Source organism: Thioalkalivibrio sp. ALE22 (assembly GCF_000381445.1).
Taxonomy (GTDB): domain Bacteria; phylum Pseudomonadota; class Gammaproteobacteria; order Ectothiorhodospirales; family Ectothiorhodospiraceae; genus Thioalkalivibrio.
Genome location: NZ_KB906499.1, coordinates 66,972 through 86,789, shown reverse-complemented (window position 1 = coordinate 86,789; position 19,818 = coordinate 66,972). Strand labels below are relative to the sequence as shown.

The following is a 19,818-nucleotide window of genomic DNA, read 5'->3' as shown; positions in this document are numbered from 1 at the left end:
CCGTTACCAGCTGTGCTTGGCCTTGAACTCTTCCAGGGCCTTCTTCAGCTTTTCCTGGATGGAGTCGTTGTAGTCGCCAGTGCTGTTGATTTCGTCCAGGAGCTCCTTCTGCGAGGAACGCGCATAGGCGATCAGTTCCTTTTCGAAGCTCACGACCTTTTCCGCCTCGACGTCGTCGAGGTAGCCCTCGTTCGCGGCATACAGGGAGAAGGCCATCTCGCCAATGGACATCGGCTGGTACTGACCCTGCTTCATCAGCTCGGTCACGCGCTTGCCGCGATCCAGCTGCTTGCGGGTCAGTTCGTCCAGATCGGAGGCAAACTGCGAGAATGCCGCCAGCTCGCGATACTGGGCCAGCGCCAGACGCACGCCACCACCGAGCTTCTTGATGATCTTGGTCTGCGCCGAACCACCCACGCGGGAGACCGACAGACCGGCGTTGATCGCCGGACGGATACCCGAGTTGAACAGGTCGGTCTCGAGGAAGATCTGGCCGTCGGTGATCGAGATCACGTTGGTCGGCACGAACGCGGACACGTCGCCGGCCTGGGTCTCGATGATCGGCAGCGCGGTCAGCGAACCGGTCTGGCCCTTCACCTCGCCGTTGGTCTTTTCTTCCACGTACTCGGCGTTCACGCGGGAGGCCCGCTCCAGCAGACGCGAATGCAGGTAGAAGACGTCGCCCGGATAGGCTTCGCGGCCCGGCGGGCGGCGCAGCAGCAGGGAGACCTGACGGTAGGCCCAGGCCTGCTTGGTCAGGTCGTCGTAGACGATCAGGGCGTCTTCGCCACGGTCGCGGAAGTATTCGCCCATCGCGCAGCCGGCATACGGGGCAATGAACTGCATCGCGGCCGACTCGGAGGCGTTGGCGGCGACGATGATGGTGTTCTCCATCGCGCCGGCCTCTTCCAGCTTGGCCACCACGGACGCAACCGACGAGGCCTTCTGGCCCACGGCGACGTAGATACACTTAACGCCGGAGTCCTTCTGGTTGATGATCGCGTCGATCGCCACGGCGGTCTTGCCGGTCTGACGGTCGCCGATGATCAGCTCGCGCTGGCCGCGGCCGACCGGAACCATGGCGTCGATCGCCTTGATGCCGGACTGCAGCGGCTGGTCGACGGACTGGCGTTCGATAACGCCCGGGGCGATCTTTTCGATCGGGCTGGTCACGTCGGTGTTCACCGGGCCCTTGCCGTCGATCGGGCGACCCAGGGAGTCCACCACGCGACCGAGCAGGGCCTCGCCCACCGGGACCTCGAGGATGCGGCCGGTGCACTTGACCGTGTCGCCTTCCTTGATGTGCTTGTAGTCACCCAGGATCACGACGCCGACGGAGTCGCGCTCGAGGTTGAGCGCCATGCCGAAGGTGTCCTCGGGGAACTCGAGCATCTCGCCCTGCATGACGTCACCCAGGCCGTGCACACGCGCGATACCGTCGGTCAGGCTGACCACGGTGCCCTCGTTGGAGGCCTCGGAGGAGGCATCGAATTTCTCGATGCGCTGTTTGATCAGATCACTGATCTCGGAGGGATTCAGTTGCATGTTAAATATCCTCTTAGCGACTCAAATTGGCAGCCAGGCGGTTCAGCTGGCCTCGCACGGAGCCGTCGATTACCAGGTCGCCGGCGCGGATGATGGCGCCCCCCAGCAGGGAGCTGTCGACTGAGCATTCGAGATCGACTTCGCAGCCCAGGCCCTTGACCAGGGCGTCGTGGATCTCTTTCTCCTGCGCCTGCGTGAGCTTGCGGAAGGCGGTGACATCGGCGTGCACGCGCTGTTCCGCGGCGGCCTTGAGTTCCTCGAAGGCGTCACGGACGGCGGGAAGGGCCGGCAGGCGGCCGTTCTCCGCCAGCAGGCGCACCAGATTGCCGGCCTCGGCACCGACCTTGTCACCGGCCACGTCCAGCACCAGCTGGGCGCGATCGGCACGCGGGAGCCGCGGGTTGGAGAGGAGACTGTGCATCTGCGAGTCGCTGGCGATCGCCGCCAGCAACTCGAGCTGCTCGGCCCAGCCGGCGAGATCCTTGGCCTCGCGGGCCCGCTCGAATGCCGCGCGGGCGTAGGGTCGGGCGACCGAAATCAGGTCTGACATAACGTCTCCTTAGAGCTTGGCCGCGAGCTTCTTGAGCAGATCGCCGTGGGCCTTGGCGTCAATCTCCTTGGCCAGGATCTGCTCGGCGCCGGCAACCGCCAGTTCGGAGACCTGCTTGCGCAGCTCTTCCTTCGCGCGATTGAGCTCCTGCTCGATTTCGGATTGCGCCGCTTCCTTGATGCGGTCGCCTTCCTCGCGGGCCGTGGTCTTGCTCTCCTCGACCAGATCGTTGGCACGCTTCTGGGCGGAGGCGACGATCTCGTTGGCCTGCTGCTTGGCTTCCTTGATCACCTCGGTCGCACGCTCCTGGGCGAGCTCCTGCTCTTTCTCGCCGCGCTCCGCTGCGGCGAGACCGTCGGCAATCTTCTTGCGACGCTCTTCCAGGGCGTTGGACATGGGCGGCCAGACGTAGCGCATCGTGAACCACACGAAGACGCTGAACGCGAGCAGCTGGCCGATGATGGTCAGATTGATATTCATCCTGCTACCTCGGGTTGACGAGTGTGAGGGATCCTCGGGACTCGGTCAGCCTCTTAGCCCAGGGCGAACAGAACGTACAGGCCGATACCCACACCGATCATCGGCACGGCGTCGGTCAGACCCATGACGATGAAGAACTGGGTACGCAGCATCGGGATCAGTTCCGGCTGACGCGCGGCGCCTTCCAGGAAGCGACCACCCAGGGTGCCCACGCCGATCGCGGCGCCGACAGCGGCCAGACCCAGGAGCAGAGAGCCAGCCAGAACGATCAGAGCGTTTGCCATTTCCATTTTTGTATCTCCAGTCGAGTGTTGAAACAGTCAGTTGAGTAGGAAGATCGGAATCAGTGGTCTTCGCTGTACGCCATGTCCAGATAGACGACGGTCAGCACCATGAAGATGAAGGCCTGCAGCGGCACCACGAGGATGTGGAAGATCGCCCAGCCGACATGCAGCACGCCGCCGGCCAGACCCAGGATCAGGCCCGCGGAGTACATCACGCCGATCAGGATGAAGATCATTTCCGCGGCGTAGAGGTTGCCGAACAGTCGCAGGGCGAGCGAGGCCGGCTTGGCCAGCAGGTTGATGAACTCCAGGACGAAGTTGATCGTCCAGAAGATCGGCTTCAGGAACACGATGTTGGTCTGGAACGGGATACCCGTGAGTTCCTTGATGAAGCCGACCGGGCCCTTGATCTTCAGCGAGTAGTAGATGATCAGGATAAACACGCCCAGCGCGAGGCCGGCGGTCACGTTGATATCCGTGGTGGGCACGATCTTGAAGTACGGGATGCCCAGCAGATAGGCGATGTGCGGCAGCAGATCCACCGGCACCAGGTCCATCAGGTTGAGCAGGAAGATCCAGACAAAGATGGTCAGCGCGAGCGGCGCGACCATGTCGTTCTTGTGCTTGAAGGAACCACGGACGTTGTCGTTGACGAAGTCCATGGTCATTTCGACGAAGTTCTGCCAGCCGCCCGGGACGCCGGCGGTGACCTTCTTGGCCGCGGCGCGGAACGTCAGGATAAACAGCAGACCCAGACCGATCGACCAGAGCATGGAGTCGACATGGATCGCCCAGAAGCCCATCTCGGCGGCTTCGGTGCTGGTCGAGGCGAAGCTCAGTCCGTTCTCGGGGTGGAGCCCGAAGGTGAGGTTCGTGAGATGGTGAGCAATGTGCTCTTCCATCGTGGGCAGTTCGCTTTCTGAAGCCATGCAGTTATCTCGTCATTGCTTGATCAGAAACCCGGTGCAGCCACCACAGGGGGGCCAGGTGCACCAGGAGGAAGATGCCGAACAGGGCCGGTAGGTCCGGCTCGTCCAGGTAAGCGAACGCCACCCCGAATGCCACCGCGATGATTGCCAGTCGTCCCAGCTGTGCGCCCATCATGCGGGCGGTCAGCGAGCCCACCTGATCGGCTCGATAGGGCCGAAACACGACGACCGCGGCCACGGCGTTGCCGAGGGTCGCGGTCATGCCGCCCACCGCGGCCGAGATCGCCACGATCGGGGGGAACAGGGCCAGAAGCAGGCCCGACAGAATCAGCGTTAAGGCGAGCTGCAGACCCAGCGATTGTAAGGCGTGTCTGAAGCGTCGCGGTGTCATTCAGCGGATGGGCACACCCACCCCTCTCCCAAAAAGTGCGCGTAGTATAAGAGCGCCCTTCTATTAGGTCAAACCGTTATGGGGCTGTAAGCAGGGGTTTGGGCCCGGTGCGGGCGGGGCGCGCGGACGGCGTTGCCGGGAGGATTGGCGCGGGGAGTCCGCGGCCTCTACTGGATGTGTTCGAGGATCCCGTCGAGCTCGTCGAGGCTGTTGTACTCGATGACCAGGCGACCCTTGCCCTGGCGGTTGTAGCGCACCTGCACCGGGGCGCCGAGCTGGTCGGACAGGCGGCTTTCCAGTTGCCGGACTTCGGGCGAGGGTCCGGTGTCCTTCTTCGGCTCCGGGGTGGCGGCCAGGACCTTCTTCACCAGTTGTTCGGTTGCGCGCACGGAGAGCCCGCGCTTGACGACGGTGGCGGCCACCCCCGGCTGATCGTCGAGGGGAACAGCGAGCAGGCAGCGCGCATGGCCCATTTCCAGGCGGCCCTCGTTGACGTGTTCCTTCACGCTGTCGTGGAGTTCCAGCAGGCGCAGCAGGTTGGTCACCGAGGTGCGCGAGCGGCCCACGGCATCGGCCGCGGCCTGGTGGGTCATCTCGAACTCCCCGATCAGGCGGCGGATCGCCTGGGCCTCCTCCAGCGGGTTCAGGTCCTCGCGCTGGATGTTCTCGATCAGGGCCATCGCGGCGGCGGCCTGGTCGGGGATTTCGCGCACCACCGCCGGCACGGTCTCCAGCCCCGCGATCTGGGCCGCGCGCCAGCGGCGTTCGCCGGCGATCAGTTCGTAGCCATCCTCCAGCCGCCGGACGACGACTGGCTGCACGATCCCCTGGGCACGAATGGAGTCCGCGAGTTCCGCCAGGGCGGCCTCGGCCATATGCACGCGCGGCTGGTATTTGCCACGCCGGATCTGCTCGATCGGGAGTTGATCCAGGCTGTCGGCTTCGTCGCCGCCGGCCTGGGCGCCGGAGAGGAGGGCATCGAGGCCGCGGCCCAGTCCACGTTTCGCCATGGTCGATCGTTCCTGCAGACAGTCGGTTGGGGGGACGGGCGGCGTCAGCGCCGCAACATCTCGCCGGCCAGGGCCAGGTAGGCCACCGCGCCGCGCGAGGAGGCATCATACAACAAGGCCGGCTGGCCAAAACTGGGGGCCTCGGCCAGGCGGATGTTGCGCGGGATCACGGTGCGGAACACACGGTCGCCGAAATGGCCGGTCAATTGTTCGGAGACGTCGCCGGACAGGCGGTTGCGCGGGTCGAACATGGTGCGCAGCAACCCGGAGATGCGCAGCTTCGGGTTCGGCCCGCGCTGGATGCTCTCGATGGTGCGCATCAGCGCGGTCAGACCCTCGAGGGCGTAATACTCGCACTGCATCGGGATCACGACGCCGTCGGCGGCGACCAGGCCATTGACGGTAAGCAGGTTCAGCGACGGCGGGCAGTCGACCAGGATGTGATCGTAGTTCGCGGCGGCCGCGCCCAGCGCATCCTGCAGGCGGTATTCGCGGCGATCGGCCTCCATCAGCCGGACCTCGGCCACGGTCAGGTCGCCGTTCGACGGGACCAGGTCGTAGCCGGCCTCGACCCGGTGGGCAGCCTCGGCGACCGTGGCCTGGCCCAGCAGCACCTCGCAGGAGGTGGGGTCGTCGGCATGCTTGTCCACGCCGGAGCCGGTGGTGGCATTGCCCTGGGGATCCATGTCCACCACGAGTACGCGCTTGCCCAGGCGCGCCAGCGATGCGGCCAGGTTAACGCAGGTGGTGGTCTTGCCGACCCCGCCCTTCTGATTGGTGATCGCCAGTGTATCGGTCACGGCTCAGGCTCTCTCGATAATGGCAACGTGGCGCTCGGCCACCTCGCCGGGAATGGTAACCGGATCCACCCGGCGGTACGCCCAGGGCGCCGGCAGGGGGTCATCGACCACCCGCCGCTGTCCGAGCATGGCCAGCACCCGCCCCCCGGGCGCCACGGTGTGCGCGACCCGCGCGAGCATCTCGGCCGGGGCCTTGAACGCCCGCGACAGCACGGTGGTATACGGCGCCTCGGGGTGGAAGTCCTCGATGCGCGCGTGGATCGCCTCGGCGTTCGCCAGACCGGTCAGGCCGATCACGTTACGCAGGAAGCGGATGCGTTTGGCCGCGCTGTCCAGCAGACAGAAGTCGCGCTCGCGTTCGGTCGCGGCCAGGATGAACCCCGGGAGCCCGGCCCCGGTGCCCACGTCGAGCACGCGCTCGCCCTGAAGATACGGGCGCAGGGTCAGGCTGTCGAGTACGTGACGTGGAATCAGCAAGGCGGGATCGCGCACCGCGGTGAGGTTGTGCACCCGGTTCCAGCGCTGGAGCTCGGCGAGGTACGTCGCCAGCACCTCGCGGGCGCGGGCATCCAGGTCCCAGGCATCGGCACAGGACGCGAGCCGCGCCCCCCAGTCCTCACTCGCCACTGGCGCGCTGCTTCAGATGTACGGCCAGGGCCGACAGCGCGGCCGGGGTCACGCCGGGAATGCGCTGGGCCTGGGCCAGGGTATGCGGACGGAATTCGGCCAGCTTCTGGCGGATCTCGTTGGACAGGCCGTGGACCCGGTCGTAGTCGAGACCGTCCGGCAGGGCCGTCTGCTCGGCGCTGGCCTGGCGCTCGATCTCGGCCTGCTGGCGCTCGATGTAGCCGGCGTACCGGGCCTGGATCTCCGCCTGCTCGCGCACGTCCGGGGCGCAACCCGCATCCAGTTCCGGGAGGGCCTGCATCAGGGCGTCATAGTCGGCCTCCGGCCGGCGCAGCAGGTCGAGCAGCGTGGCATCCGGGTCCGGGGCCTTGCCGAGGAGCTCGACCAGGTCCGGGCGGCTGCGCTGATCGCGGTCCGGTCGCGTCTGGGCCAGCCGGCTCATCTCCGACTCGATCGCCGCCGCGCGGCGCTCGAACCGTGCCCAGCGGGCATCATCGACCAGGCCGTGCTCGCGGCCGACCGGGGTCAGGCGCAGATCCGCGTTGTCCTCGCGCAGCAGCAGCCGGTACTCGGCGCGCGACGTGAACATGCGGTAGGGCTCCTGCGTGCCGCGGGTGACCAGGTCGTCGATCAGCACGCCGATGTAGGCCTCGGAACGCTGCGGGATCCAGGGTTCGGCGTCCCGGGTCAGGCGGGCGGCATTGAGCCCGGCGACCAGGCCTTGCGCCGCGGCCTCTTCGTATCCTGTGGTGCCGTTGATCTGCCCGGCGAAGAACAGATTGGCCACCTCGCGCGTGGCCAGCGACGGGCGCAGGCCACGCGGGTCGAAGTAGTCGTACTCGATCGCGTAGCCCGGACGGGTAATGCGGGCGTGCTCGAAGCCCTCGATGCTCTGCACCAGCGGCACCTGGATCGCATAGGGCAGGGAGGTGGAGATCCCGTTCGGGTAGAGCTCTTGGGTGGTCAGCCCTTCCGGCTCGACGAAGACCTGGTGGCTGGTCTTGTCGGCAAAGCGCACCACCTTGTCCTCGATCGAGGGGCAGTAGCGCGGTCCGGTGCTGTCGATCTGGCCGGAATACATCGGGGCCTGATCGAGGTTGGCGCGGATCAGGTCGTGGGTCTTCTCGCTGGTGCGCGCGATATGACAGGGGCGCTGGGCCGGGTGGTCGTCGGCCGAGCCGGTGAACGAGAACACCGGGCGCGGGTCATCGCCCGGCTGCACCTCGAGGCGCGCGAAGTCGACGCTGCGCCCGTCGATGCGCGGCGGGGTGCCGGTCTTCAGGCGCCCGACCGCAAAGGCCATCTCGCGCAGGCGCGCGGCCAGGCGCACGCTCGGCGGATCGCCCGCGCGACCGCCCGGCTGCCGGGTCAGCCCGGTGTGCATCTGGCCGTTGAGGAACGTCCCCACCGTCAGCACGACGGCACGGGCCTGGAACGCAGTCCCCGCCTCGGTGACCACGCCGGTCGCACGATCGCCCTCCATGGTGATGTCGGCCACCGGCTGCTGGAAGATCTCCAGATTCGGCTCGGCCTCCACGAACTGGCGAATGGCCTGGCGGTAGAGCTGCCGGTCGGACTGGGCGCGGGTCGCGCGCACCGCCGGGCCCTTGCGCCGGTTGAGGATGCGGAAGTGGATGCCGGCGGCATCCGCCGCACGTGCCATCACGCCCCCCAGGGCATCGATCTCCTTCACCAGGTGGCCCTTGCCGATGCCGCCGATCGCCGGATTGCAGCTCATCTGGCCGATGGTCTCGATGTTGTGGGTCAGCAGCAGCGTGCGCGCACCCGCGCGTGCCGCGGCCAGTGCGGCCTCGGTGCCGGCGTGTCCGCCGCCAATCACGATGACATCGAATGTTTCTGCCATGACCTCTGCAAGCCCGGCCGGTGGTCGGCCCGAAAACGTAAAATCAGCAGTTTAGCAGGAGTGGCGGCGGCGTCGAAGCGGCCGCATGGGGATCCATGTTTCCCTGCGCCATCACTTGCCGATGCAGAACCCGGCGAAGATCTCGCCGAGCAGGGCCTCGTGGTCCTGGCGACCCAGCAGGGCATCCAGCGCGGCCTCGGCCAGGCGCAGCTCTTCGGCAATCACATCCGGCGGGGCCTGCGCGTCGATCGCGGCCAGGTGGTGGGCGGCCGAACGCAGACCTTCGAGATGGCGCGCGCGCACGCTGAATCGCTGCTGCCCGCCCTCGCCGGCGCCCAGGCGCTCGACGATCGCCTGCTTCAGTGCTTCGATGCCCGCACCCGTGCGCGCGGAGATGGCGATCCCCTCGCCTGGAAGGGAATCCTTTGCAACGCAGTCCTGCTTGTTCCAGACCGTAAGACGCGGGATCTCGGGCGCGGCCTCCAGATCGGGGACGGCCTCCGGTCGGGTCAGGTCCCGCAGCTCCAGGATCAGGTCGGCCCCGGTCGCCGCCTCGCGCGCGCGCTCCATGCCGATCCGCTCCACCGGGTCGTCGCTGGCATGGAGTCCGGCGGTGTCGATCAACTCGACCGGGATGCCGTGGATGGCGATCGGCGAGCGCAGCACGTCGCGCGTAGTCCCGGGGCGGTCGGTGACGATCGCCACCTCACTCTCGGCCAGGCGGTTCATCAGGCTGGACTTGCCGACATTCGGGGCCCCCACCAGGGCCAGACGCAGGCCCTGGGCGAAGTACCGGGCCGGGCGCAGGCGCTCCAGCAACGCGACGATGGTGGCGTGCAGTTCCTCCGCCCGCCGGGCGATGTCCGGGGCCGCCTCGGATTCAAGATCGGTCTCGCCGAAGTCGATCTCGGCCTCGATGACCACGCGCATGTCGCGGATCGCGCGGGAGACCGGCTCCAGCTCCGCGGCCAGCGCACCATCGAGGCTGGAGCGGGCCAGGCGCGCGGCCTCGGCCGTCTGGGCATGGATCAGGTCGGCGACGGCCTCCGCCTGCGCGAGGTCGAGGCGGCCGTTCAGAAAGGCCTGTTCGGTGAATTCGCCCGGCCGCGCGCGGCGGGCCCCGAGATCGACCGACGCCGCGACCAGCGCCTCCAGCAGCACCGGGCTGCCGTGCCCCTGCAGCTCGACCACGTCCTCGCCGGTGAAGGAATGGGGGGCGGGGAAATAGAGGATCAGGCCATCGTCGATGGCCTCGCCACTGGCCGGATCGATGAGGCGGCCGTAGTGGGCATGGCGCGGTCGCAGGCTGTCGCGCCCGGTCAGGCGCCGTGCGATCTCCAGCGCCTCGGCGCCCGACAGGCGCACGACGCCTATTCCGCCGACCCCCGGCGGGGTGGCGACCGCGACGATAGTGTCCGTCACGGTCACGCGGCGCCTACTCCTTTTTCTTTTCCGGGTCCTGTCCAGCCTCGATCTTGCGCGTGATGTACCACTGCTGGGCGATGGAGAACAGGTTGTTGGTGAACCAGTACAGGACCAGACCTGCCGGGAAGAAGGCGAAGAACACGGTGAACACGAACGGCAGCGCCATGAAGATCTTCTGCTGCACCGGATCCATCGGCGGCGGGTTCAGCTTGTACTGCACGAACATGGACACGCCCATCAGGATCGGCAGGATGAAGTACGGATCGCGTGAGGACAGATCCTGGATCCACAGCCACCACGGGGCCTGACGCAGTTCCACACTCTCCAGCAGCACCCAGTACAGGGCGATGAATACCGGGATCTGCACCAGGATCGGGAGACAGCCACCCAGCGGGTTGATCTTCTCCTTCTTGTACAGGTCCATCAGCGCCTGGTTCATGCGCTGCTTGTCGTCCTTGTAGCGCTCCTTCAGGGCCTGCAGCTTGGGCGCGACCTTGCGCATGCGCGCCATCGAGCGGTAGCTGGTCGCGGACAGCTTGAAGAACGCCAGCTTGATCAGGATCGTCAGGATGACGATCGCCCAGCCCCAGTTGCCGACCACCGCATGGATCTTGTCCAGCAGCCAGAAAAGGGGCTTGGACAGGAAGGTGAAGATGCCGTAGTCGACGGTCAGCTCCAGACCCTGTGCGATCTGGGAAAGCTCGTCCTGCAGCTTCGGGCCCACCCACAGGCGCGTGGAAAATGCGCCGCTGGAGCCGGCCGGGATCTGGATCGATTCGGAGTGGAGGCCGATCAGGTACTCGTCACCCACCTCGCCCGGCACCGCGCGGGCATAGAGCGCATTGACCTCGTCCTCGCCCGGGACCCAGGCGGACACAAAGTAGTGCTGAATCATCGCGACCCAGCCACCCTGGATGCGCGCCTGGATGGGGTCGTCGCGCAGCGACTCGAAGCGTTCGCGCTCGTAGCTCCCATCGAAATAGGCGGCACCGGTGAAGGTGTAAAGCCACCAGGACTCGCGGTCGGGCGTGGGGCCGTGACGCAGCTGACGGTACTGGCGACCGCTCCAGGTGGAATCCGAGCGGTTGTGGACCTCGTAGTCCACCTCGATCAGATGCGAGCCGCGGGTGAAGGTATAGGTCTTGATGACCTCGATCTCGCCATCCTCGGAGGTCCAGCGCAGCGGGACCTCGAGGGTGTCCTGACCCTCGGCCAGTTCGAAGCGGTCCTGGTCGACCTTGAAATTGGCGTGATGCGACGGGGCGCGACCCTCCATGGAACGGTCGTTGACCCGATCATGGGTCAGGCCGCTCTGGGCAACATAGCCCCGGACCCGATGGTCGAACAGGCGCACAGGGACCAGCGGATCGTCCTGCAGGTCCCGCGGATACTGCAGCAGGTCCGCCCGCAGGAGCGTACCGCCACGGGTATCGATCAGGATCTCGTGGGTGTCGGTGCGCACCGTGATCTGGCGGCGGTCCGGCTCCTGCAGCGTACTGACCTGCGGCGCATCGTCCGCGCGCGGCTGGTCCTCCGACTCGAACTGCGGCGCGTCCGGCACATCCTCCGGCCGCGCGTCCGGATCCTCCTCGGCCTGCTCGGCGGTACGATCCGGCTGGGAGGGAGTGCCGTAATCCTGATTCCAGGCCTGCCACATCAGGAACAGGACAAAGGCCAGGGTTAGCCACAGGAGGGGACGAAGGTTATCCATGAGCGCGACTACTTTGAGGGTCGGGTGCTGGGAGAATCGGAACGCGGTGCCGGAACCGGATCATAACCGCCCGGGGACCAGGGGTGGCAGCGCAGGATGCGCCGCAGACCCAGCCAGAAGCCCCGCAGGACCCCGTGGGTCTCGACCGCCTCGACGGTATACGCCGAGCAGGTCGGATAGTGACGGCAATGCGGGGCCATGAACGGCGAGATCCCGTACTGGTAGGCCCGCACGGGCAGCAGGGCAATCTTGCGGGGCAGGCTCATTGCAGACGTTCCAGCAGGCTGTCGATTTCGGCGCGCAATGCGCGTCGCTCGGCGCTCGCCGCGCCACCCCGCGCCAGCACGATCATGTCGAGCGGCGGCAGCTGGGCGCGGCGCACGCGGAACGCCTCGCGCACGATGCGCTTGATCCGGTTGCGGTCCGTGGCATGGCGCACATGCCGCTTGCCGATAGCCAGGCCCAGACGCGCCTCGCCGGTCTCCGAACGCCGATAGAGCAAGGTCAGGTCGCGACCGCGCTGACGCCGGGCATCCTCGAATACACGCTGGTAATCGGCGCCCGTCAGCAAACGGACGCGGCGCGGAAAGGTCTGGATGGCTGGCGCCGCGGTCACGGGAGCCGGCGCGCCGCCCGGTTTACGGGCAGAGGCGCTTGCGGCCCTTGGCGCGACGGGCGTTCAGGACCTTGCGACCACCACGGGTGGCCATACGGGCCCGGAAGCCGTGCGTGCGGGCGCGGACGAGCCGGCTGGGTTGGAAAGTGCGCTTCATGTCGGTTCCCGGTGACGCTTGGTTAAAGGGCGGTGAAAACTATCGCCATCCGGGGACAAAGTCAATCTCGGGGTCGGCAAGCCGCTGGCACCGCGGGGGCCCATCGGCGTAGACTCGGTGACTTCCATTCCCCGCCGCCCCGGAGACAAACGCGTGTCAGCCAATGCCCTGTGGACAGCCTGTCTGGACCGCCTGCAGGGGAAGGTCAGCGAGCAACAACTCAACACCTGGCTAAGGCCACTGCATGCCGAAGAATCGGAGGGCTCGCTGCGCCTGCTGGCGCCGAACCAGTTCGTATTCGAGCACGTGCGCGACCACCTCCTGGCGTCGATCGAGGAAACAGTGGGCGAGCTGCAGCCCGCGAACGACCATTCGGGTCGGCGTGTGCGCCTCGGCATCGGTGGTGCGGAACTGTCGTCAAAACCGCCCCCCGATCCCCACGAGTCCCAGCGCGCGCGGGCCGCGGCGGAAAAGGCGAGCCCGCCACCCCGTCCCCAGGGCCCGGTCAGCAACCTGAACCCGGCATTCACCTTCGACACCTTTGTCGAGGGGAAGTCCAATCAACTGGCACGAGCCGCGAGTCTGCAGGTCGCAGAGAATCCCGGGGTCGCCTACAACCCGCTGTTCATCTATGGCGGGGTGGGGCTCGGCAAGACCCATCTGATGCACGCGATCGGGCACAGCATCCTGGCGCGGCATCCGGAGGGGCGGATCATCTACCTCCACTCCGAACGTTTTGTGGCGGACATGATCAAGGCGCTGCAGCACAACGCGATCGACGAGTTCAAGCAGCACTACCGCTCCGCGGACGCACTGCTGATCGATGACATCCAGTTCTTCGCCGGCAAGGAGCGTTCGCAGGAAGAGTTCTTCCACACCTTCAACGCCCTTCTGGAAGGCCAGCAGCAGATCATCCTGACGTCGGATCGGTATCCGAAGGAGGTCGAGGGGCTCGAGGAGCGCCTGAAGTCGCGCTTTGGCTGGGGCCTGACGATTGCGATCGAACCGCCCGAACTGGAGACGCGCGTCGCGATCCTGCAGCGCAAGGCCGAACAGGCCGGGATCGAGCTTCCCACCGAGGTGGCCTTCTTCATGGGCAAGCGCATCCGGTCCAACATCCGCGAACTGGAAGGCTCCCTGCGTCGGGTGATCGCCAACGCCCATTTCACTGGCAAGCCGATCACGCTGGATTTCGCGAAGGATGCGCTGCGCGATCTTCTGGCTGTCCAGAACAAGTTGATTACGCTGGAGAATATCCAGAAGACCGTGGCGGATTACTATCGCGTGAAGGTCGCGGATCTGCTCTCCACCCGACGCAGCCGATCCATCGCCCGGCCGCGTCAGATCGCGATGGCACTGGCCAAGGAACTGACCCAGCACAGCCTCCCGGAGATCGGCCAGGCCTTCGGCGGGCGTGACCACACCACCGTGATCCATGCCTGCCGGAAGGTTGCGGAATTGCGCGAGGCGGATGCGAGCCTGGACGAGGACTACTCCAACCTGTTGCGGACATTGAGCAGTTGAACGCGGGGCATTCCGGTGGGCCGAAACCTGTGGATAAGCTGGGTGCAACACCGGTATGGATGCGGGGAAAAATCGAGGGGGCAAACTGTCCACAGGTTGGCAACAGGCTTCACAGAGGTAGCATAACCCCAAGGGACAGAATTAAGTTTCTGATAAAAAAGAAGATATAGGGTTTTCTTCACAGGGAAGTCGGCCTCTTATTATCACTAGATGAATATCTAAACAGACTAGATACAGGACATCGCCATGGAACTGTCTTTCAATCGCGAGACGATGACCGAAGCGCTGCAACGGATTGTGGGCGCGGCCGAGAAACGATTGACGATGCCCATTCTCGGGAACGTGCGCCTGCGCCCGGATGACCATGGCGCGATCCGGATGGACACCACCGATCTCGAACTCGCTTGGCAGGCCGGCGCCGAGGGCTCAATTCCCGGGGAATGCGATGTTACGGTCTCGGTTCGCAAGCTGCTCGACGTGGTCAAGGCCGCACCGGCCGACAGCGAGATTCGCGCGAAGGTCGAGGGCGAACGCATGACGGTCGGTTTCGGGGGCTCGCGCTTCAGTCTGGCCACGCTCCCGGGGGCAGATTTTCCCGATTGGGAGGCGCGTGGGTCTGAGGTCGTGCTGGATGTGCCGCAGAATCGGCTACGGCGATTGCTCGAGGCCACGATGTTCTCCATGGCCCAGCAGGACGTGCGCTACTACCTGCAAGGGCTTCTCCTGGTCGCCAGTGGCAACAGTCTGCGGGCGGTAGCCACGGATGGTCATCGCCTGGCGCTCGCCGAGGTGGAGCTGGAACAGCCGGTGGAGGAGCGGATCGAACGCATCGTGCCGCGCAAGGCCGTCGCCGAACTGCGGCGTAACCTGGCCGATGACGACACGTCGGTGCGCATCGGCTTTGGGGAAGACCAGGTGGTGTTCGAACTCGGCAGCGCGGTGTTGCGCAGCAAGGTGATCGAAGGGCGGTTCCCGGACTACGAACGGGTGATCCCGGCGGACCTTCCGGCCACCCTGCGGGTGGACCGCGAGATCCTGAAGCAGGCACTGGGGCGCGTCGCGATCGTCGCGAGCGACAAGTATCGGGGTGTGCGGATGGTGCTGGGCGAGAGCGGGTGTCAGGTCATGACCCATAACGCCGATCGTGAAGAGGCCCAGGAGTCGGTGGAGGCGGAATACGACGGGGGCCCGATGGAGATCGGGTTCAACCTGGGCTACCTCGCGGATGTGCTGAATGTGCTGGAGACCGACCAGGTGCGGATCGGGCTGCGCGATGGCAACTCGTCCATCCTGATCCAGGCGGAACCGCCAGGCGGGGCACGCTACGTCGTCATGCCGATGCGGCTCTAGGGAAACACCGATCCATGTATACGCTCGCGTTGGTATCCCGGGTTTTCCGAGACCGGACGCGTCGTGCATCGGCTAGTTCTACCCGCCCGTTTCTGATGGATTCGGGGCGCAACGCAGGATCGGGGAACAGGGGGCGCCAACCTCGCAACCGAATCAACGAAGGGGCTCGGCCGCTCGTTTTTAATGACAACGGGCGCGCGCACGGCGTTGCGGCTCACCTGTAGCAGAATGACTGCACGGCCGTCGCAGCGCATTAAACGCACGCAAAAGCGACTCGAGCGCGAGCGTGTCGATGAATTTGTGTTTCCGTAGGCTGGAGGTTGTGTGCTGGAGTCGCTCTGGTGGCAGGGGGTGCGGAATCTCGAGGAGCAGACGCTGGCACTGGGGCCGGGGATCAATCGCCTGATTGGCCCGAATGGCGCGGGAAAGACTTCGGTGCTCGAGGCCGTCCACATCCTCGCGGCGGGGCGTTCGTTCCGGACGCAGCAATTACGGCGGGTATTGCGTACGGGCGGCGAGTCGCTTTGGGTTGGCGGAGAGGTCCGGGACGGGCGTGGCGGTGCGCATCGCCTGGGCGTCGTCTGGGATGGGACGCGGCGATCTCGCCTGGATGGTCGCTGGATGGAGGGCCATGCGACGGTGGCCGAATGGCTGCCGGTGCGCACCCTGCATGCCGGTTCGTTCGAATTGCTGACCGGGGGTCCGGAGGAGCGGCGTCGTCTGCTGGACTGGGGCTGTTTTCATTCAATCCCGGGATACCGTGAGAACTGGCAACGCTGGAAACGCGCCCACGATCAGCGCAATGCGGCCCTGCGCACCGGTGACCGGGCCGCCGCCCGGGAGTTTGAACGCCCGTGGGTGGAATTCGGGGTGGCCATCAGCGAGGCGCGGGCGCGATACGTCGAGGCTTGGGAAGGGGGCACCGCAGAGGCAGCGGAACGATTCGGGTTTGGCGACCGGCTGGGCGACCTGGGCTTGCGGGTTCGCATGGGGTGGGATCGGGACCGCAGTCTTGGGGAGGCCCTGGAGCGTAGCCGAGGCAGCGATGAGGAGCGCGGGTTCGCGCAGGTCGGGCCACAACGGGCGGACATCGACCTCCGGCTAGCGGGGCGGGCGGCAGCCGAGGCCTCCAGGGGGGAGCAAAAGCGGGTTGTGACAGCGCTGGTTGGGGGGCAGGCTCGAATGCTGGAACGCGAGTGCGGTCGGGCACCCGTGGTGCTGCTGGACGATGTCGTCTCGGAACTGGACCGGGAGGCGGTGGAGGGGTTGATGGCCGGACTGAGGGTGTCGGGTTGGCAGATCCTGGTGACGGCCGTGGAGGATGCGGTGCCGGGGCTGGTTGGAGCGGACGCGGGCGAATTGTTCCACGTGAAACATGGCCGCGTCACACCGAGCACCCTCGCCTGATCCTCTTCGCTGTCGCGGGCCCATGGACGCCCCGACGCTCCCGCGGCCTCTCGACGCCCCCCCACCGGTCGCCCCCGTCTTTGCGCTATACTGGCGTGTCTGCAACTCGCCGGATGACCACCTGCATGTCCGATATCGAATCCCAAGATCCCGCCGCCTACGATTCTTCCCAGATCCGTGTCCTCAAGGGTCTCGACGCCGTGCGCAAGCGACCCGGGATGTACATCGGCGATACCGATGACGGGACGGGCCTGCACCACATGGTCTTCGAGGTCGTCGATAACTCCATCGACGAGGCCCTGGCCGGTTACTGCGACAGCATCGAGGTCACGATCCACGAGGACAACGCGGTCTCCGTCAGCGACAACGGTCGCGGTATCCCGGTGGATATCCACGAAGAAGAAGGCAAGTCGGCGGCCGAGGTTATCCTCACTGTCCTGCACGCCGGCGGGAAGTTCGACAACAACTCGTACAAGGTCTCCGGCGGGCTTCACGGTGTGGGTGTCTCGGTCGTGAACGCCCTTTCGGAAGAGCTGCGCCTCGAGATCCATCGCGACGGCAAGCGCCACGAACAGACCTACCACCTCGGGGTCCCCGCGGCGCCGCTGGCCGAGGCCGGCACGACCGACCGCCACGGCACCCGCGTATGGTTCCGGCCCAGCCCCGAGATCTTTACCGACATCAACTTTCACTACGAGGTGCTGGCCAAGCGTCTGCGCGAACTGTCGTTCCTGAACTCGGGGGTCCGCATCACCTTGCGCGATCATCGCGACAACCGCGAGGAGACGTTCGTCTTCGAGGGCGGGATTCGGGCCTTCGTCGAGCATCTCAACCAGAAGAAGACCGCGTTGCATCCCACCGTGGTCTATGCCGACCAGATGCGGGATGACTATGCGGTCGAGGTGGCGCTGCAGTGGAATGACTCCTACCAGGAGAATATCTTCTGCTACACCAACAACATCCCGCAGCGCGATGGTGGCTCCCACATGGCGGGCTTCCGCGCGGCGCTGACGCGGACCATCAACCAGTACCTGGAGACCGAAGGCCTGATCAAGAAGGCCAAGGTGGCCACGGCGGGCGACGACATGCGCGAGGGCCTGACGGCCGTACTGTCGGTGAAGGTGCCCGATCCGAAGTTCTCCTCCCAGACCAAGGACAAGCTGGTCTCCTCGGAGGTCAAGCCGATTGTGGAGAGTGTGCTGTCGGACGCCCTCAACAACTTCCTGCTGGAGAATCCGCAGGAAGCCAAGGCGATTACCGAAAAGGTCCTGGACGCCGCGCGTGCTCGCGAGGCCGCCCGCAAGGCCCGCGAGGTGACCCGCCGCAAGGGGGCCCTGGATATCGCCGGGCTCCCCGGCAAGCTGGCCGACTGCCAGGAGAAGGATCCGGCCCAGTCCGAGCTCTACCTGGTGGAGGGCGACTCCGCGGGCGGATCGGCCAAGCAGGGGCGGGACCGTCATTTCCAGGCCATTCTGCCGCTGAAGGGCAAGATCCTGAATGTCGAACGGGCGCGTTTTGACCGCATGCTCGGCTCGGCCGAGGTCGGGACCCTGATTACCGCCCTGGGCTGCGGTATCGGCAAGGAAGAGTACGACCCGGACAAGCTGCGCTACCACCGCATCATCATCATGACGGATGCCGACGTGGACGGCTCCCATATCCGAACCCTTCTGCTCACGTTCTTCTTCCGCCAGATGCCGGAGCTGATCGAACGTGGCCATGTCTATATCGCTCAGCCACCGCTGTACAAGATCAAGCGGGGCAAGCGCGAACAATACGTGCGCGACGAGGCCGAGATGGGCGAGATCGTGATCTCTCTGGCCCTGGATGGTGCCGCGCTTTATCCCAGCCCGGATGCCCCGCCCATTACCGGCGAGGCCTTCGAGGATCTGGTGAAGGGCTACCAGAAGGCCGCCCGCGCGGTCGAGCGCCTGGGCCGCATGTACGACCCGCGCATCCTCTGGGCGATGCTCGAGGCCGACGCCATACCGGAGCCGCGTAGCGTCACCAATCCGGAGGTGCAGGCCTGGTTCGGCCGCATCCTCGAGGGGCTCTCCAGCGACAAGGCCGGCGCGACGCGCTACAGCCTGGGGGCGGTGACCGACCGCGACGGCCATGCCCAGCTGAGCCTGGACCGGATCGAGCACGGCGCGGCCCTGTCCCAGTACATCAACGACGATACGCTGGCCTCGCGTGATTTCCAGGCTGTGCTGGACCTCTCCGCCCGACTCAATGCGTTGCTGGACGAAGGCGCCTACATGAAGCGCGGCGAACGAGTCCACCTGATCGAGGGATTCTCGGAAGCCATGGAATGGCTCCTGCACGAAGGCCGACGCGGCCTGGCCACTCAGCGTTACAAGGGTCTGGGCGAGATGAACCCGGACCAGCTGTGGGAAACCACCATGAATCCCGAATCCCGCCGCCTCCTGCAGGTGCGTGTCGAGGACGCGATCCGGGCCGACGAGATCTTCACCACCCTGATGGGGGACCAGGTCGAACCCCGACGCGACTTCATCGAGACACGGGCGCTGAGCGCGGAGAACGTCGATATCTGACGGGCCCCGCCTCGCCCCGAATGTAGCCCCTGCGCATGGAGGTCCTGGCTGTCATCCTCACGCTGGTGGTCCTGAGCCTCGTCGGCTTCCGGGCGCACACCCACCTGGCAATCCACGAACGCCGGGTGGTATCCGCCTGGAATCGCCTGGACACACTGCTTACGCAACGCAACGGCGTCCTGCACATGATGGGATTGGCCGACCCCGATCCGCTCGTCGACGTCCAGACCGCCCTGCGTGCGCAGGAGGCTGCCCGACGCCGCGGCGATCTCCCCGCGCTGGCCCGAACCGAGCGCAGCATTCGAGCCACGTGGGACACCTATCTATCTGAATTATCAGACGAAAACGAGTTTCCATCGGCGGTTGTCGAGCGCACACCGGAACGCGTTGCGGCCCTGGATCAGGCCATCACTGACGCCCTCGCGCGATACAACGCCGCGGTAGCCGACTTTTCCGCCCTGCGCAGGCACTGGGCCCTGGGTCCGCTGGCGCGCCTCGCGGGCTATCAAACCTTCGATCCCATCGGACCCCCACCGGACACCTCGGCCTGAACCGGCTTGCATCGCCAGGGGGAACACCCTCCCGGGGATGCG

The 19,818-nt window shown here is 66.0% G+C and carries 20 protein-coding genes; 5 read left to right on the top strand and 15 right to left on the bottom strand.

Features of this window, described 5'->3' with window-relative positions:
- Positions 1–3: 3 nt before the first annotated feature.
- The 15 genes from atpA to rpmH form a co-directional block, all read right to left on the bottom strand.
- On the bottom strand, positions 4–1,545 hold the full coding sequence (gene atpA, locus F793_RS0100435; protein ID WP_018867620.1) for a F0F1 ATP synthase subunit alpha: 1,542 nt from the start codon (positions 1,543–1,545) through the stop codon (positions 4–6).
- 13 nt (positions 1,546–1,558) lie between these two features.
- On the bottom strand, positions 1,559–2,095 hold the full coding sequence (locus F793_RS0100430; protein WP_018867619.1) for a F0F1 ATP synthase subunit delta: 537 nt from the start codon (positions 2,093–2,095) through the stop codon (positions 1,559–1,561).
- A gap of 9 nt (positions 2,096–2,104) precedes the next feature.
- A complete protein-coding gene (locus F793_RS0100425; protein ID WP_018867618.1) occupies positions 2,105–2,575 on the bottom strand; it encodes a F0F1 ATP synthase subunit B in 471 nt (156 codons plus the stop codon).
- A 53-nt stretch (positions 2,576–2,628) separates the two neighbouring features.
- Positions 2,629–2,865 (bottom strand): F0F1 ATP synthase subunit C, encoded by a 237-nt coding sequence (atpE, locus tag F793_RS0100420; RefSeq protein ID WP_012983953.1) that lies wholly within the window; start codon positions 2,863–2,865, stop codon positions 2,629–2,631.
- 53 nt (positions 2,866–2,918) lie between these two features.
- Positions 2,919–3,761: a F0F1 ATP synthase subunit A gene (gene atpB, locus F793_RS0100415; RefSeq protein ID WP_018867617.1), complete on the bottom strand. Its 843-nt coding sequence runs from the start codon at positions 3,759–3,761 to the stop codon at positions 2,919–2,921.
- Between the two features lie 31 nt (positions 3,762–3,792).
- Positions 3,793–4,179 (bottom strand): ATP synthase subunit I, encoded by a 387-nt coding sequence (locus tag F793_RS0100410; RefSeq protein ID WP_018867616.1) that lies wholly within the window; start codon positions 4,177–4,179, stop codon positions 3,793–3,795.
- 167 nt (positions 4,180–4,346) lie between these two features.
- Positions 4,347–5,189 (bottom strand): ParB/RepB/Spo0J family partition protein, encoded by an 843-nt coding sequence (locus F793_RS0100405; protein ID WP_018881972.1) that lies wholly within the window; start codon positions 5,187–5,189, stop codon positions 4,347–4,349.
- A gap of 44 nt (positions 5,190–5,233) precedes the next feature.
- Positions 5,234–5,989: a ParA family protein gene (locus tag F793_RS0100400; protein ID WP_018867614.1), complete on the bottom strand. Its 756-nt coding sequence runs from the start codon at positions 5,987–5,989 to the stop codon at positions 5,234–5,236.
- 3 nt (positions 5,990–5,992) lie between these two features.
- On the bottom strand, positions 5,993–6,616 hold the full coding sequence (gene rsmG, locus F793_RS0100395; protein WP_018867613.1) for a 16S rRNA (guanine(527)-N(7))-methyltransferase RsmG: 624 nt from the start codon (positions 6,614–6,616) through the stop codon (positions 5,993–5,995).
- Positions 6,606–8,480: a tRNA uridine-5-carboxymethylaminomethyl(34) synthesis enzyme MnmG gene (gene mnmG, locus F793_RS0100390; protein WP_018881973.1), complete on the bottom strand. Its 1,875-nt coding sequence runs from the start codon at positions 8,478–8,480 to the stop codon at positions 6,606–6,608. The genes rsmG and mnmG overlap by 11 nt, the downstream gene beginning before the upstream one ends.
- Positions 8,481–8,591: 111 nt before the next feature.
- A complete protein-coding gene (mnmE, locus tag F793_RS0100385) occupies positions 8,592–9,908 on the bottom strand; it encodes a tRNA uridine-5-carboxymethylaminomethyl(34) synthesis GTPase MnmE (protein WP_018881974.1) in 1,317 nt (438 codons plus the stop codon).
- A 7-nt stretch (positions 9,909–9,915) separates the two neighbouring features.
- Positions 9,916–11,616 (bottom strand): membrane protein insertase YidC, encoded by a 1,701-nt coding sequence (gene yidC, locus F793_RS0100380; protein WP_018881975.1) that lies wholly within the window; start codon positions 11,614–11,616, stop codon positions 9,916–9,918.
- A gap of 8 nt (positions 11,617–11,624) precedes the next feature.
- A complete protein-coding gene (gene yidD / locus F793_RS0100375) occupies positions 11,625–11,882 on the bottom strand; it encodes a membrane protein insertion efficiency factor YidD (protein WP_017943060.1) in 258 nt (85 codons plus the stop codon).
- The gene (rnpA, locus tag F793_RS0100370) at positions 11,879–12,232 is read right to left on the bottom strand and encodes a ribonuclease P protein component (protein ID WP_018867609.1); all 354 of its coding nucleotides are present in this window, start codon (positions 12,230–12,232) and stop codon (positions 11,879–11,881) included. Before rnpA ends, yidD begins: the two co-directional genes overlap by 4 nt.
- Before the next feature lie 22 nt (positions 12,233–12,254).
- Positions 12,255–12,389 (bottom strand): 50S ribosomal protein L34, encoded by a 135-nt coding sequence (gene rpmH / locus F793_RS0100365; protein ID WP_018141118.1) that lies wholly within the window; start codon positions 12,387–12,389, stop codon positions 12,255–12,257.
- A gap of 153 nt (positions 12,390–12,542) precedes the next feature.
- On the opposite strand from rpmH, the gene dnaA reads away from it, so the two are divergent.
- The 5 genes from dnaA (at position 12,543) to F793_RS0100340 (ending at position 19,776) form a co-directional block, all read left to right on the top strand.
- Positions 12,543–13,913 carry a chromosomal replication initiator protein DnaA gene (gene dnaA, locus F793_RS0100360; RefSeq protein WP_018881976.1) on the top strand — a complete coding sequence of 457 codons (1,371 nt, stop codon included), beginning with the start codon at positions 12,543–12,545 and terminating at the stop codon, positions 13,911–13,913.
- A 246-nt stretch (positions 13,914–14,159) separates the two neighbouring features.
- The gene (gene dnaN, locus F793_RS0100355; protein WP_018879268.1) at positions 14,160–15,263 is read left to right on the top strand and encodes a DNA polymerase III subunit beta; all 1,104 of its coding nucleotides are present in this window, start codon (positions 14,160–14,162) and stop codon (positions 15,261–15,263) included.
- Positions 15,264–15,587: 324 nt separating this feature from the next.
- Positions 15,588–16,670, top strand: coding sequence for a DNA replication/repair protein RecF (locus F793_RS0100350; RefSeq protein WP_018881977.1), 1,083 nt, complete (start codon positions 15,588–15,590; stop codon positions 16,668–16,670).
- A gap of 125 nt (positions 16,671–16,795) precedes the next feature.
- Positions 16,796–19,225: a DNA topoisomerase (ATP-hydrolyzing) subunit B gene (gyrB, locus tag F793_RS0100345; RefSeq protein WP_018867605.1), complete on the top strand. Its 2,430-nt coding sequence runs from the start codon at positions 16,796–16,798 to the stop codon at positions 19,223–19,225.
- A 35-nt stretch (positions 19,226–19,260) separates the two neighbouring features.
- The gene (locus F793_RS0100340; protein ID WP_018881978.1) at positions 19,261–19,776 is read left to right on the top strand and encodes a hypothetical protein; all 516 of its coding nucleotides are present in this window, start codon (positions 19,261–19,263) and stop codon (positions 19,774–19,776) included.
- Positions 19,777–19,818 lie beyond the last annotated feature (42 nt).